General features: G+C 68.9%; 5 protein-coding genes. All 5 read left to right on the top strand.

Features of this window, described 5'->3' with window-relative positions:
- Nucleotides 1–62 precede the first annotated feature (62 nt).
- Genes IU459_RS09100 through IU459_RS09080 form a run of 5 tightly spaced genes read left to right on the top strand, consistent with a single transcriptional unit; the run spans nucleotide 63 to nucleotide 14871 of the window.
- Nucleotides 63–815: a thioesterase II family protein gene (locus tag IU459_RS09100; RefSeq protein WP_195129031.1), complete on the top strand. Its 753-nt coding sequence runs from the start codon at nucleotides 63–65 to the stop codon at nucleotides 813–815.
- 19 nt (nucleotides 816–834) lie between these two features.
- Nucleotides 835–2151: a polyketide synthase gene (locus IU459_RS09095; protein WP_195129030.1), complete on the top strand. Its 1317-nt coding sequence runs from the start codon at nucleotides 835–837 to the stop codon at nucleotides 2149–2151.
- Nucleotides 2144–5236, top strand: a complete 3093-nt coding sequence (gene nbtC / locus IU459_RS09090) for a nocobactin polyketide synthase NbtC (RefSeq protein WP_195129029.1) — start codon at nucleotides 2144–2146, stop codon at nucleotides 5234–5236. The genes IU459_RS09095 and nbtC overlap by 8 nt, the downstream gene beginning before the upstream one ends.
- An 18-nt stretch (nucleotides 5237–5254) precedes the next feature.
- Nucleotides 5255–10336 (top strand): non-ribosomal peptide synthetase, encoded by a 5082-nt coding sequence (locus IU459_RS09085; RefSeq protein WP_195129028.1) that lies wholly within the window; start codon nucleotides 5255–5257, stop codon nucleotides 10334–10336.
- Nucleotides 10333–14871 carry a non-ribosomal peptide synthetase gene (locus IU459_RS09080; RefSeq protein ID WP_195129027.1) on the top strand — a complete coding sequence of 1513 codons (4539 nt, stop codon included), beginning with the start codon at nucleotides 10333–10335 and terminating at the stop codon, nucleotides 14869–14871. Before IU459_RS09085 ends, IU459_RS09080 begins: the two co-directional genes overlap by 4 nt.
- Nucleotides 14872–14878 lie beyond the last annotated feature (7 nt).

Below are 14878 nucleotides of genomic sequence, written 5' to 3'. Positions count from 1 at the left end.
CAGTGGCGGCTCGCGGTGCGTAGTCGCGCCGCGGGACGTCCGGCGGGAGCAGGAGTCAAGAAATGCCAGCAAGTCTCGGATGGATCCGACAGTTCCACAAACCGCACTCGGTGGACTGCCCACCGCTACTGATCTTTCCGCACGCGGGCGCGGGCGCTTCCGCGTATCGCACGGTCTCCAAGACGCTGAGCGCACACTTCGACACGAAACTGCTGCAGTACCCCGGTCGTCAGGACCGCGCCGCGGAACCGGCCGCGGCGACGCTACCCGAGATCGCGGCCGGTGCGTTCGAAGCCTTCCGGTCCGAGCCCGCTGCGAACGTTCCGCTGACCGTCTTCGGCCACAGCATGGGCGCGATCATCGCATTCGAATTCGTCCGCTTGGCCGAAGCCGCCGGCGTGCCGGTCCGGCTGCTCGCGGTGTCGTCCGCCGCGGCCCCCGGCCTGATCGCCGATCTGCCTGGGCATCCGACCGACGACGAGGAACTGCTCGACCATATGACGGCGCTCAACGGGACGGGCGCCGACGTGCTGTCCAGCCGCGACGTCTTGCGGATGGCGCTGCCGGTGATGAAGTCGGACTACCGCGCCTTCGACGCCTACGCCTGTGCCGCCGACGTACGGATCGAGACGCCGATCCAGGTGCTCGGCGGTGACGAGGACCAGTTCGTCGCCCCGCGCGATCTGTACGCGTGGTCGGCGCACACCCGGTCCGGCGCCGAGGTGACGCTGTTCGCCGGCGGCCACTTCTACCTGCACGACCATCTCGACGGCATCGCGGAATTACTTGTGCCGCAGGCCAGTCCGGTCGCCTAGCGACCGCGCGGAGGACATGATGAGCACAACTGCAAGCGACGATCCGATTGTCATCGTCGGCATCGCCGTCGAGGCGCCCGGCGGCATCGATACGCTTCCCGCTTTCTGGGCGATGCTCGCCGAATCGCGCGAGATGATCGCGCCGTTCCCACGTGACCGGGAGTGGCCGATCGCCGAACTGCTCGCGCTCGGTCGCCTCGACGGCTGGTCGGCGGTGCCCGACGCCGGTGGCTTCCTGGACGGCGCGGCCGATTTCGATCCGCAGTACTTCGGCATCACGCCGCGCGAGGCGGTGGCGATGGATCCGCAGCAGCGGGTCGGCATGCGAGTGGCGTGGCGGGCGCTGGAACACGCGGGCATCAACCCGGGCACGCTCGACGGGCACGCCGCTGGATGCTGGATGGGCGTCTCGATCACCGAGTACGGTCCGCGTGTCACCGGCGTCAACGAGTACAGCGGCTACCGGGCGACCGGTACCGCGCTCGGCGCCGTCGCGGGCCGGATTTCGCACGGACTCGGCCTGGTCGGTCCGTCGGTGAGCGTGGATACCGCATGCGCCTCCTCGCTGACCGCGGTGCATCAGGCCGCGGCCGCCATCCGCGCGGACGAATGTGAGTGGGCGCTGGCAGGGGGTGTGTGCGTGATGGGCACCCCCGGTGCCTTCTTCGAGTTCTCCAAGAACAACGCATTGGCCGCCGACGGGCACCTCCGTGCCTACTCCGCCGACGCCACGGGCACTCTGTGGGGTGAGGGCGCGGGCGTGGTTGTCCTGGAGCGAGAGTCACGAGCCCGCGCGCAGGGGCATCGCGTGTATGGACGGCTGCTGGGGTCCCGGGTCAATCACAATGGCAAAGGCGCGCCGCTTGCCGTGCCGAGTTCCGCAGCCCAGGAAAGACTGGTCCGCGACACTTTGGCGGTCAGCGGTGTCGCGCCGGAACTGGTCGGGCTGGTCGAGGGCCACGGCACCGGGACCCCCGTCGGCGATCCGCTGGAGCTCGCGGCGCTGAGCGCGACCTATGGATCCGCGGGCGGCCGGGCGCTGCTCGGTTCGGTGAAGTCGAATGTCGGTCACGCTCAAGCCGCCTCGGGCATGCTCGGCCTGATCAAGGTGCTGCTGTGCGGCGCGCACGGACAGATCGCCCCGACGTTGTGGGCGGACAACCCGACGACCGACATCGATTGGAGTGCGTCCGGCCTGAGCCTGGCCGCGAAGTTCGAACCATGGGAGCCCATCGACGGCGTGCGTTATGGCGCCGTGTCCTCGTTCGGTGTCGCAGGCACCAACGCGCACGCGATCGTAGGCATGCCAGTCCTGGAGGAGGACACCGATGTCTAGCTACCGAATGCCGGACGGCACCATCCCGGTTCTGCTCTCCTCCGACAGCGCCGAGGGTTTGCGCGCGGAAGCCGGAGCGATCCTGGCCTACCTGGACTGCCACTCGCGGATCGATCCCGCTCGGGTGGCGGACATGCTGTTCCGAACACGCACGCCGCGCCGCTACCGAGCGCTCGCGCTGGTGACCACACACGACGAATTGCTGGACGCGCTGCGGGCGGTCGTCGCGGACGCCGCGCACCCCGCCGTGGTGTCGAGCGAGGGACCAGCGGTCGCGCGGCGTATCGGCTTCGTTTTCCCCGGTCAAGGCAGCCAGCGTCCCGGTATGGGCACGCTCTACTACCAGAGCTCGCCGGAGTACCGGAGGACGGTCGACGAGTGCGCCGCCATCCACCTTGATCGGTTCGGTCACTCGAAGCCGCTGCATTACCTGCTCGGGCACACGGGGGAATTCGATGACGCCGTTTGGGAAGTCCAACCCGCGCTGATGTTTCATATGACCGGTCTGGCCGCCATGTGGCAAGCCGCTGGTGTCGACCCGGACGCCACCATCGGGCACAGTCAGGGCGAGCTGGCGGCGGGCGCCGTCTCGGGTGTCATGACGCTGCGCGACGCGGTCCTCGCGGTGACGCACCGCTCTCGATGCGTCGCCAGCCTCTCGCCGCGCGGCTACTCGATGGCCGTGCTCGGCATGGATCGGGACGCCTGCGAGGCTCTGCTGGCGAGGCACTCCGGCTGGGCCGAGCTGTCGGTGGTCAATTCGCCGCACATCCTCGCGATCTCCGGCGATCGCGACACCATCGTCGAGATGGTGGAGCTGGCGAACGCCCGCGGCCAGTTCGCCAAGGAGATTCGCGTCGCCTACCCGGCGCACACCTCCATCGTCAGCGAGTTCCGCACCGGCTTGGAGGCCGCGCTCAACGACGAGATGAGCAGCAGTAACTTCACCGCCACCGACATCCCCAGCTACGGTGCGACGCTCGGTGCGCCCATCACTCCGGACCTGCGCCACGATCAGTATTGGTACTGGAATCTGCGCAACCGTGTGCGGTTCGATCGCGCGGTGGTCGCCGCCGCCACCGACGGGATCGACACGCTGATCGAGATCGCCGAGCACCCGACGTTGCAGCTGGCGCTCCAGGAGAACCTGACCCTGGTGCCGAAGACGCTGCCTGCGAAGGACTTCCGCGTAATCGGCACCTCGCTGCGGACGGCGGAGTCGTTGGCCGAGTTCTCCCGCAACGTGGCGTCGGTCGCGGTGCACGACGCCGAATACCGCTGGAATGCGCTGCGCGTCGAGTCCAGTGGGCCGCCCGCACTGCCGCTGCGCGATTTCCCGCACACCGTGCTGAGGGCCAAGAAGCTGTGGGCCGCCCCCGAGATCGGCGCGCTCGGTCCGCTGGAAACAGTGCCGGAAGCGCCGAAGCCGCAGCGCTTGGTGGAGCAGTGGCGTCCACTCGAGCGCCGCGCACTGCTGCCGCCACGCCGACTGGCCATCGTCGACCACACCGGCCGCTGCGCGGACCTGGCAAACGCCTTGGTCGCAGCGGCGGACCGGCACGGAGCGACTGCTTTCCGCTTCAGCCCGGCGAACACCGCCGACTTCGACACCGCGGTCGTGCTGCTGCCACCAGGGGCGGACACCGACAGTGCCGGAACAATTCCCGACTACGTCGAATTCTTCGCCGAGCGCGCCTGGCAGCCCGCATTGGATCGGTTGCGGCCCGGAGCCGACTCGGAATGCTGGCTGGTGACCGTCGGCGGGGAGGCGGTGCGCCCGGCCGATCCGGTGCCGCACCTTTTCCACAGCGGTGTCGCGGCCGGATTCCGCAGCATCGGCATCGAGCGAACCGGCGTCCGCCTGCGCCATCTGGACCTGCCCGCGGACGCGGCCGGCCCGGACCAGGCGGCCCGGATCATCGCGGCGCTGCACACCGCGGGGGAGCCGGAGCTGGCGCTGCGCGACGGCAAGGTCTTCGTGAAGCGCTTGATCTCCGCTACCGCGCCCGGATCGGACGCGGCGGATCTCGCGCATGTGCTGATCGTCGGCGGCACGGGTCAGCTCGGCCTGCGCTTCTGCGAGCACTACGCCAAGACAGGCGCTGGTCGCGTCACGCTGCTGAGCCGCTCGGGTGAAACCGACGCGAACGCCGCCGAACTGCGCCGGCTGCGCGCGCTCAGCGACACCGAGATCGTCGTGGCGAGCTGCGATGTCAGCGATCCCGGCGCGGTGGGCCGATTCGCGGCCGAGCAGGCCGACCGGCCGGTGAGCCTGCTCATCCATGCCGCGGTCAACTACGTCGACGCCGAATCGGCCGATGTCACCGCCGACTTGGTGGTCCAAGCCGCCGCCTCGAAGATCCTCGGCCTCGACGCCGTGCTGGCGCAGGTACCCCGCACTGCCGGGTGCCGGGTCATGCTGTGCTCTTCGACGGCGGCCACATTCAGCGGTCGCGGCCAGATCCTCTACGCCACGACCAACCGCATGCTCGACGTGACAGCACGCAGACTGCGGTCCGAGGGGATCGACTGCGTCTCGATCGAATGGGGTCTCTGGAATGCGGCGGGGCCGCTCGACGCTGCTGGTTTCGACCGAGTCGCGAGCGCGGGCGCGATTCCGATGAACCCGGAAGACGCCATCGCGGCCGGACTCTCCGGGCCGTGGAGTGACGCGCTCGTCATCGCGGCCGATTGGCCGTTGCTGTCCGAGGTGCTCGAGGTCTACGGCCAGGCGGCGGTGCTGTCGTCGCTGCTCGTGCCGTCCGACCAGCCGCCGGTCGCGGCTTCGCCGCCGGTCACCATCACTCCGGTACCGCACGCGGTGCTGCCGGCCGCGTCGCCGGCCGACCAGCCTGCTTTGGCCGACCGCATGCTCACCGAATTGCGCAAGGTCATGGGGGCCGACGGCGCCGAGTCCATCGACGGCTCCGTCCCGCTGGTGGCGCTCGGCCTGGATTCGCTGCAGGCATTGGACTTCCGCAAGCGAGTCAAGGCGGAGCTGGACCGGGACCTGCCGGTCGCGGCGATTCTCGGCGGCGCGTCGCTGGACGACGTCGTGCTGCTGATGGCAGAGAACACCAACTAGGGCTGAGGGGCCAGATTCATGTCAGACACCGATGCCACGAACCTATCCTTGCTCGAGCGCCGCAAGCTGCTTCTGCAGCAACGCTTACGCGAAAGCGGTCTGGCCGTGACGGAAGCAGCCGCTGAACCGCGACCGACGGTGCGGGCTGGGGACCGGTACCCTCTGTCGGCAGGACAGCGCAGGATGTGGTTCCTGCAGACCCGGGACGCTGCGGACACGACGCTCAACATCTGTCTCGCCTACCGGCTGACCGGCCCGGTGGACGAGGCGCGGTTGCGCGCCGCGGTCGGCGCGGTCGTCGCCAGGCACGGCATCCTGCGCACCACCTACGGGGTGGATGCGCAGGGCGAGCCATACCAGGTCGTCCAGGACGGTGCCGAGATCACCTGGCACTCGGTGGATCTGACGGATCTGCCCGAGTCGGGGCGCGGACATCGGGTCGAGGTGCTCACTCGCCGGGAGTTCGGCAGGCCCTTCGATCTGGCCGCCGACCTGCCGTTGCGCATCACTCTCATCAGAACCGGGGCGGCGGAGTTCGTGCTGGTGCTCGTCGTGCATCACATCTGCTGGGACGACGATGCCTGGGGCGTGTTCTTCGCCGAGTTGAACGCCGCGTACAACGACGACGGCGAGCGCACCGACAGTCCGGCCCAGTTCGTCGCGGTCGAGGTGCTCGATCCGCCTGCCGAACCGACTGCCGCCGACATCGAATACTGGCGAACCGCGCTGCGCCCGCTGCCCGAGCCGCTCGAACTGCCGGGATCCGCTGCCGCGAACCCCTCCAAGCAGGTCGAACGGCGCACCAGACGGTTGTCGCGCGACTTGGCCGACCGGCTCGACTCCTTCGGTCGCGAGCATGCGGCCACGCCGTTCATGGTCCTGCTCGCCGCATACGGCGCGCTCGTGCATCGCTACACGGCGGCAGCCGATTTCGTGGTGTCCATTCCGGTGACCAACCGAAGGGCCGGAACCGAGAGGGGGATCGGCTACTTCGGCAACACCCTGCTGTTGCGCATCGGCGTGAGCAAGAACGACAGCTTCGCCGGCCTGATCGACGCGGTGCGGGAAACCTGTGTCTCCGCCTTCGCGCATCAGAATGTCGGCATCGATCGCGTCGTCCGCGAGGTGAATCCGGAGCGTATCGCCGGTCGTGACGGCATGGACCAGCTGGTGCGGCTAGGGTTCAGCCTGCGCAAGAGCGCCGACGGTTTCGCGCTGGCCGGAATCGAGGCCCGGCAGCTGGAGCTGGGCGCCCCCACCGGCCAGGTGCCGCTGGCCTTCGCCGTGGTCATGGAAGAATCAGGTGCGCTGGTCGAGGCCGAGTATCAGGTCGACGTGCTCGCCGAAGCGCTCGTCGAACAGATGCTCACGCACTTCGTTCAGTTGCTCGACAGCGCGCTCGCCGAACCCGATCGCCGCATCGGCGACTTGGACCTGCTGGGCGCGGCCGACCGCACCGCGATCCTGGAGCAGTCGCACGGCGAACTGGTCGCGAACGAACCGACGACCCTGGTAGCGATGTTCGAGCACCGTGCGGCAGTGGTACCGGACACCATGGCGCTCGTCGCGGACACCGCCGAGCTGACCTACGACGAGCTGAATTGCCGGTCGAACCGCCTGGCGCGCTGGCTGATCGGCCAGGGCATCGGCCCCGAAGACATCGTCGGCCTGCGAATGACCACGTCGGTCGAGTTCATCGTCGCGATGCTCGGGGTGCTCAAGTCCGGTGCGGCGTACCTGCCGATCGATCCCGCGTACCCCGACGACCGGATCGAGTATCTGGTCGAGGACGCACGCCCCAGGCTGGTGCTCGGCCGGGTAGAGCTGGATGCCGCGGAATCGGTGGCTGCCGGCGAGCCGGACACCGACCCCGTCGATGCCGACCGCGTGCGTCCGCTACGGCCGGAGCATCTCGCTTACGTCATCTACACCTCGGGCTCTACCGGCAAGCCGAAGGGTGTTCCGGTGCCGCACGCGGCCATCGCCGATCACATCCAGGGATTCATCGCCGAATGGGGGATGACCGCGGAAGACCGGCTGCTGCAGTCGTCTTCGGTAAGCTTCGACGCCTCGCTCCTGGACATCTTCGTCACCCTGGTTCTCGGCGCTCGGTTGATCGTGCCCAAGCCGGACGCGTTCCGAGACATCCGCTATGTCGCCGACCTGATCACCCGTCGCGGGGTCACGGTGCTGCACATGGTGCCGTCGATGCTCAGCACCTTCCTGCTACTGCCCGAGGTGAGCGAGTGGCGGGCACTGCGCCATGTTCCAGTCGGCGGCGAGGCGCTGCCCGGCGAAGTGGCCGACAAGTTCGCCGGTGTCTTCGATGCCGAACTGCGCAATCACTACGGCCCGACCGAGGCGGTGGTCTGCTCGACGCACATGACCGTAGAAGGGCCGCAGGGGACCGGAGTCGTGCCGATCGGTGTGCCGAATCGCAACGTCTACACCTATGTGCTGGACGAGGCGCTGCAACTGGTGCCATCGGGTGTAGTCGGTGAGCTCTACTTGGGTGGCGACCAGCTGGCGCGGGGTTATCTGGGCCGGGCGGCGCTGACCGCCCAGCGCTTCGTTGCGGATCCGTTCACACCGGGCGCTCGGCTGTATCGGTCTGGAGACCTGGTGCGGCGCAACGTCTTCGGCGAACTGGAGTTCGTCGGACGGGCCGACGAGCAGGTCAAGGTCCGTGGTTTCCGGATCGAGCTGGGTGAGGTCGAGGCCGCGATCTCCGCGCACCCATCCGTCGGTCACTGCGTCGTGGTGGTCGCGGAGGACCCGGCCGTCGGCCCGTTGCTGGCCGCGTACCTGGTGCCCGCCGACGGCGAAAGCCGCCCCGCGCAGATGGATCCGGAGCAGATCCGCGCGCACGCCGCAGCGGCGCTGCCGGAGTACATGGTTCCCAGCGCCTTCACGGTGATCCCGGAAATTCCGTTGACGGTCAACGGCAAGCTCGACAAGCGGGCGCTGCCCGCGCCGACACCGGCGGTCGCCCGCAGCTACCGGGAGCCCGCCACCGCCACCGAACGCCGGATGTGCGCCGGCTTCGCCCAGCTGTTCGCCGTCGAGCGGGTCGGCGCCGAGGACTCCTTCTTCGAACTGGGTGGTCATTCCTTGCTCGCCGCTCGGCTGGTCGCGCTGATTCGCGCCGATTTCGGTGTCGAACTCGACGTCCGCGTCGTCTTCGACACCCCGACTCCGGCCGGTCTCGCGGCGCGCCTGGTCACGCAGTTCCGCGACGAGTTCGGCATCGATCTCGATGCGATGGACTCCGACGAGGCGGGCGCTGCCGACGCGGTCGCCGCTTCGGCATCGGTACGCCCAGTGCTGACCGAAAGGGTTCGGCCCGAACGCATTCCGCTGTCCTACTCGCAGCTGGCCATGTGGTTCCAGTATCGGATGGACGGCGCGAGCGAGGTCGGCAACCTGCCGTTCGCGCTGCGCTTCGACGGGCCGCTGGACCGTGTCGCGCTCACCGCCGCGGTGAACGACGTGGTGGCCAGGCATGAGGCGCTGCGGACCAATTTCCCGGAACACGAGGGTGTTCCCTATCAGCTGGTGCATCCGGTGCTGGAGGTGCCGGTGCCGGTAGCCGAGATCGCGCCGGATCAGCTCGACGCGACGTTGGCCGAGCTGCGCCGCTATCCGTTCGCGGTCGAGTCCGAACCGCTGGTCCGGCCAGCACTGCTCGCGCTCGGCCCGCAGACTCATGTGCTGTCGCTGCTGGTCCACCACATCGCCGCTGACCACGCTTCGCTCGGCATCCTCCTCGACGATCTGATCATCGCCTACCGCGCCAGGACCGACGGCCGGGCGCCGGACTGGGCGCCGCTGCCCATCCAGTTCGCCGATTACGCGCTGTGGCAGCGCGACGCGTTCGACCAGGACGGCTCAGGCGATCGGCATCCATTCGGGCAGTCGGAGATCGAGCACTGGCGCCGGACACTGGCCGGTCTGCCCGACGAGATCTCGGTGGCGCCCGACCGTCCGAGACCGCCGGTGCTCGGCAAACGGGGTGAGGTAGTGACCTTCCGGGTGCCGGAATCGCTCCGCGAGGGCATCACGTCCCTCGCGGAGGAATGCGGAGCCAGCGAGTTCATGGTCTATCAGGCCGTCGTCGCGACCCTGCTGCACAAGCTCGGCGGCGGCGCCGACATCGCACTGGGCACGCCGGTGGCCTGCCGGGTCGACAAGGCGGCCGAGCCGCTCGTCGGTCTGTTCGCGAATATGGTCGTGCTGCGCAACGATCTGTCCGGTGATCCGACCCTGCGCGAAACGGTCAGCCGCGCCCGGAACGTGGTGCTGGACGCGTACGGTCATCAGGAGCTGCCCATCGAACGCCTGGTGGAGGCGCTCAATCCGCCCCGAACGCGATCGCGGAACCCACTGTTCCAGAGCATGATCCACTTCCGGGGCGCGGATTGGGCGCCGCAGGAGCACGATTTGACCGGTACGGGTGCTGCGACGGTCTCGGTGCTGCCGGTGGACTTCGACGTCTCGTTCCTCGACCTGAACCTGAGCCTGAACGTGACCGCGGACGGCGGGATGGACGTGCGCGTCGTGCTCAACGCCGATCTGTACGAACCGGAGACGGCACGGCTGATCGCCGACGCACTCGCGGCCACCCTGGACGCGTACGCGGTGGCACCGAACAGCCCTGTATCGGATTTGACGGTGCTACCCGCCGCCGAACTGGAGCGACTGCTCGCACCGCCCGTCGCCGTGCCGGTCGACGGTCGGCGGTCGGCGGTAGCCGTGGGCTCCGCGACCACCGAACGGGCGCTGATCGCCCTCTTGGAGGAACTGCTGGAGATCACCGATGTCGAGGCCGAGGACAACTTCTTCGCACTCGGCGGCGACAGTGTGATCTCGATCCAGTGGTCGGCCCGCGCCACCGCGCTCGGTCTACCGCTGACACCGCAGCTGGTCTTCGAGCACATGACCATCGCGGAACTGGCCGCGGCGGTCGACGCGGCCGCGGATCAACCTGCGCCGGACTCGGATTCGATGTCCGCGCCGCCGGAGAGCACGCCGATGAGTGCTTCCGGCCTGGACGCCGATGCCCTGGCCGCGCTCACCGCATCCTGGCAGGCGCAGTCGTGACCAGCGCGCCGCCGCAGATCGAGGACGTCCTGGCACTGAGTCCGCTGCAGGAGGGGTTGTTCTCGCTGTCCCGGCTCAGCGGAGACGGCATCGACCTGTACACCATGCAGTTCGTGGCCGACATCGACGGCCCGCTCGACGTCGGGCTGCTGCGTCGCAGCGCCGAGGCCATGCTGGTGCGGCACCCGAATCTGCGCGCCGCCTTCTGGGACCGCGATGTGCCGAGGCCCGTGCAGATCGTGCCGACCCACGTCGAGCTGCCCTGGACCGAACGTATCGCGGTGCCGGGGGAATTCGACGCCATCGCGGAGTCGGAGCGCCGCCGCCCGTTCGACCTCAGCCGGGGTCCTGCGCTGCGCATCGTGCTGCTCACCGTGCCCGGCGCCGAAACCCGCCGGATGATCCTGACCGCCCACCACATTCTGATGGACGGCTGGGCGGTTGCGGTGTTCTTCACCGAGCTTCTGGCGGTGTACCGGGCGGGCGGATCGCTGGACTGCTTGCCGAAGCCGCGGCCCTACCGGGACTACATCGGCTGGCTCGTGGCGCAGGACGCCGCCGCGGCCACCGCCAAGTGGGCGGAATACCTTGGCGGACTGAGCGGACCGCTGATGCTCGCCGACGGCGCGGCCGCCGGCCGGACCACCGTGCCGGAGAAGACGAAGCTCCGACTGCCCGCGACGGAAACCACGCAGCTGCAGCAGTGGGCTCGACGCAACGGGCTGACCCTCAACACCGCCGTGCAGTTCGCATGGACGGTAGTGCTCGCCAGGCTCACCGATCGCCGCGACGTCGTGTTCGGCACCACGATTTCCGGGCGGCCCGACCAGCTGTCCGGGGTGGAGGGCATGGTCGGCCTGTTCATCAACACCGTGCCGGTGGTGCATCATCTCGACCACACGGCCTCGGTGCTCGAGCAGTGTGCGCGGTTGCAGCGGGAGTCCGCGGCCATGCGCGACATCGGCTACCTGAGCCTGTCGCACCTGCAGCGCGTCGCGGGACACGGCCCACTTTTCGACACCCTCTTCGTTTTCGAGAACGCACCCATCAACGAGGCGATTCAGGAGTTCACCGCGCCGGACGGCACATGCTTCCGCCCGATCGAGATGGAGAGCCTGGCGCACTACCCGCTGACGGTGGTCGCCCATCTCGACGACAGCGATCTGGTGGTGCTGATCGAGGCGATCCCCGAAGCGCTGCCGCATTTTCCGGCCGCGGAGATCGGCGAGCGACTACTCACGGTGCTACGGCAGCTGCCGAGCGTCGCGGACGATACGGCGGACGCGCTGAATATCCTCAATCCGGCTGAACACGCCGAATACCGGGCCGTCGCGGCGCAAGCCGATGCCGCGGCCGAGCCGACGGTGTGGGAGCTGTTCGAATGCCAGGCGCGTGCTACCCCGGACGCGCTCGCGCTGACCACCGGCGCGGGACAGCGGTACACCTATGCCGAGCTGCACGACGCCGCGAGCCGTCTGGCATGGGAACTCGGCGAGCACGGCGTCGGCCCGGAAGCGGTCGCGGCGCTGGTACTGCCGCGCTCCGCGCAATCGATCGTCGCCATCCTGGCGGTGCTCGCCGCGGGCGGCGCCTATGTGCCGGTGGACATCTCATTGCCTTCCGCGCGCATCGAATCCATTCTGCGTCAAGCGCAACCGGTGGTCGCCGTCACCGTAGGTGCGTGCCGGGAAATGGCCGGGCCGGGGTTGTCCACCTTGGTCCTCGACGACCCCGTGGTGGCCGAGCGCGTTTCGAGCCGTCCCGCGGTCGCACCGCAGATCCCGCGTCATCAGGAACACCGCGCGTACCTGATCTTCACCTCCGGCTCCACAGGAGAACCGAAGGGAGTCATCGGCACCAATGCCGCGATGGCAGCGTATTTCGCCGACCACCGCGACCGGGTCTACCGTCCTGCGATGGCACGCCTGGGCCGCCCGCTGCGCATTGCGCACGCGTGGTCGCTGAGCTTCGACGCGTCCTGGCAGCCCATGGTCGGCCTGTTGGCCGGACAAGCGCTGCACTTGTTCGACGCCGAGGAGATGCGCGACGCGCACCGCTTGGTTGAGGGCATGCTCGCGCACGGGATCGACATGATCGACACCACCCCATCGATGTTCGCACAGTTGGCCGCGGCCGGGCTGCTCGAGCGCGGGCTTCCGGTGCTCGCGCTCGGCGGCGAGGCTATCGACACCGCGCTGTGGTCCCGGCTGCGCGCACTGCCGGGCACCGTCGTCTACAACTGCTACGGCCCCACCGAGACCACCGTCGAGGCGGTGGTCGCGCCGGTCGAGGCGTACGCCACTCCGACTATCGGCACTCCGAACCGCGGAACATCCGCGTACGTACTCGATTCCAGGCTGCGTCCGGTACCGAACGGCGCGGTGGGTGAGCTGTACCTATCCGGCGCCCAGTTGGCTCGTGGCTATGCCGGCAAGGCCGCTGTCACCGCTGATCGCTTTGTGGCGGATCCGCTGCGGCCCGGTCTGCGCATGTACCGCACCGGAGACCTGGTACGTCGTCTGCCGCACGGCGGCTTCGCCTACCTCGGCCGGGCCGACGCGCAGGTCAAGATTCGCGGATATCGCATCGAGATCGGCGAGATCGAGACCGCGCTGCGCAGGCTGCCCGGCGTGACCACCGCCGCGGTAACCGTGGTGCGCCGTGCCGGCGGCGCGAGCCTGGTGGGTTTCGTTGTGCGCCAGCAGAATCGAGACGGTGACGTGGTCCGGCTGCGCGCCCAGCTCGCGGAACGGCTTCCGGCGTACATGGTTCCGGCCCGCATCGTGGCGCTGGCGAAGCTACCGGTGAACGCCAACGGCAAGCTGGACGGTCGAGCGCTGGCCCAGCTGGCCGAGCAGGCGCTGTCCGGCGGTGCGCCCGGGGCGGTGCGCGCCGCGGCGTCGACCGACACCGAGCGTGCGGTCGCCGAGGTGTTCGCGGAGCTGTTCGACGGCAAGGTCCCCGGCATCGACGACGACTTCTTCGCACTCGGTGTGGACAGCATCGTGGCCATTTCGCTGGTCAACAAGGCCCGCAGGCGGGGCATCGCGGTGAGCCCGCGCATGGTGCTGTCCACCCCGACCATCCGCGACCTCGCGGCGGCGATCGATGCGGCTGCCGGGGCCGGACCGTCCCTGCCCGGTGCGGATTACGGCGAGGTGCTACCGCTACCGGTGGTGTCCTGGATGTACGAGTACGGCAACTACCGCCGATTCACGCAGACCGCGCTACTTCGACTGCCCGCCGGAGTGGACCGTGCCGCAATCGAATCGGTGTTGCAGGCGCTCCTCGACGGCCACGACACACTGCGCGCCCTGCTGCGCGACACCCCCGAGGGGCCGCGCCTGGTCACCCGCGAACCCGGCGTGGTCCACGCTACCGACCTGCTCACCGCCGTCCGGCTGGCGGAGGACACCGACGCCGGATGGGATTCGGCGATAGCCGACGCGTCACGCGCGGTGCTGGATCAGATCGATCCGCGCACCGGTGACATGGTGCGGGCGGTCTGGTTCACCGGTGTACCAGACCGTGAGATGTTGCTGCTCACCGTGCACCATCTGGCCGTGGATGTCGTCTCCTGGCACATCATGCTGGGCGGGATGACCGAGGCGTGGCGGGCGATCGAATCCGGAGCCGCGCCGAAGACTCTGCCGGAATTCACCTCTTACCGGCGGTGGTCGAAGCTCATGTGGGAGCGGGCCGCCACCCCGGAAGTGCTGGCTCAGCGCGACTATTGGGCCGAGCAGGTCCGCGACCCCGAGCCCGCCCTCGGACACCGCCATCCGGATCCCGCGAGCGACACCTGGTCGACCCTGCGGGTGACATCGGCGGTCACTCCGGTGCCGATGACCGAACGCATCCTGGCGGCGCTCACCAGGGAAGAAGGCGTGCGCGAATTCCTGCTCGCCGCGTTGACGATGACGATCGCGAGCTGGCGGCGGGACCGCGGGCAGGACCCGTCCTCCGGCGCGTTGATCGCGTTGGAGGGCCACGGCAGGGCCGATGCCACCCTGGACACCGACACGACGAATACGCTGGGCTGGTTCACCAGCGTATTCCCGGTTCGGCTCGGTGCCGGTCCGGCAGCGGTGGAGATCGGACGGGCGGAAGCGGATCCGGCCGCGGCCCGGTCCCTGCTGGACTCGGTAAAAGCGCATCTCGGGGCGATCCCGCAGCAGGGCCTGGACTACGGCCTGCTCCGGTACGTGTCTCGTGTTCCGGAATTGCAGACGGCCGCCGAACCTCAGGTCGAGTTCAACTACCTGGGTCGCGTCGACCTGAGCGGGGCCGTTGATCAGCCGTGGTCGCTGCTCACCGGCCCGCGCAACGACGCGCTGCCGCTGGATCCGGAACCGGATCTGCCGCTGCGCTACGCGCTGGACGTGATCGCGGGTATCGGAAGCACACCAGACGGCCCGCAGCTCACGACGAATTGGCGCTGGAGCGAGGCGCTGTTCAGCGAGGCGGACGCCGACCGCCTGACCCGGCTCTGGCAGCGCAGCATCGCCGCACTAGCTGCCACGACTGAGCATTGACCCTCTG

The sequence above is a fragment of the Nocardia amamiensis genome (genome assembly GCF_015477605.1).
Lineage (GTDB): Bacteria > Actinomycetota > Actinomycetes > Mycobacteriales > Mycobacteriaceae > Nocardia > Nocardia amamiensis_A.
This window is presented reverse-complemented; position numbering and strand designations above follow the sequence as displayed.

Bases quoted from the DNA above. Each gene is read 5' to 3' on its own strand.
- IU459_RS09100 (WP_195129031.1), top strand. From the start codon at position 63: ATGCCAGCAAGTCTCGGATGGATCCGACAGTTCCACAAACCGCACTCG.
- IU459_RS09095 (WP_195129030.1), top strand. From the start codon at position 835: ATGAGCACAACTGCAAGCGACGATCCGATTGTCATCGTCGGCATCGCC.
- nbtC (WP_195129029.1), top strand. From the start codon at position 2,144: ATGTCTAGCTACCGAATGCCGGACGGCACCATCCCGGTTCTGCTCTCC.
- IU459_RS09085 (WP_195129028.1), top strand. From the start codon at position 5,255: ATGTCAGACACCGATGCCACGAACCTATCCTTGCTCGAGCGCCGCAAG.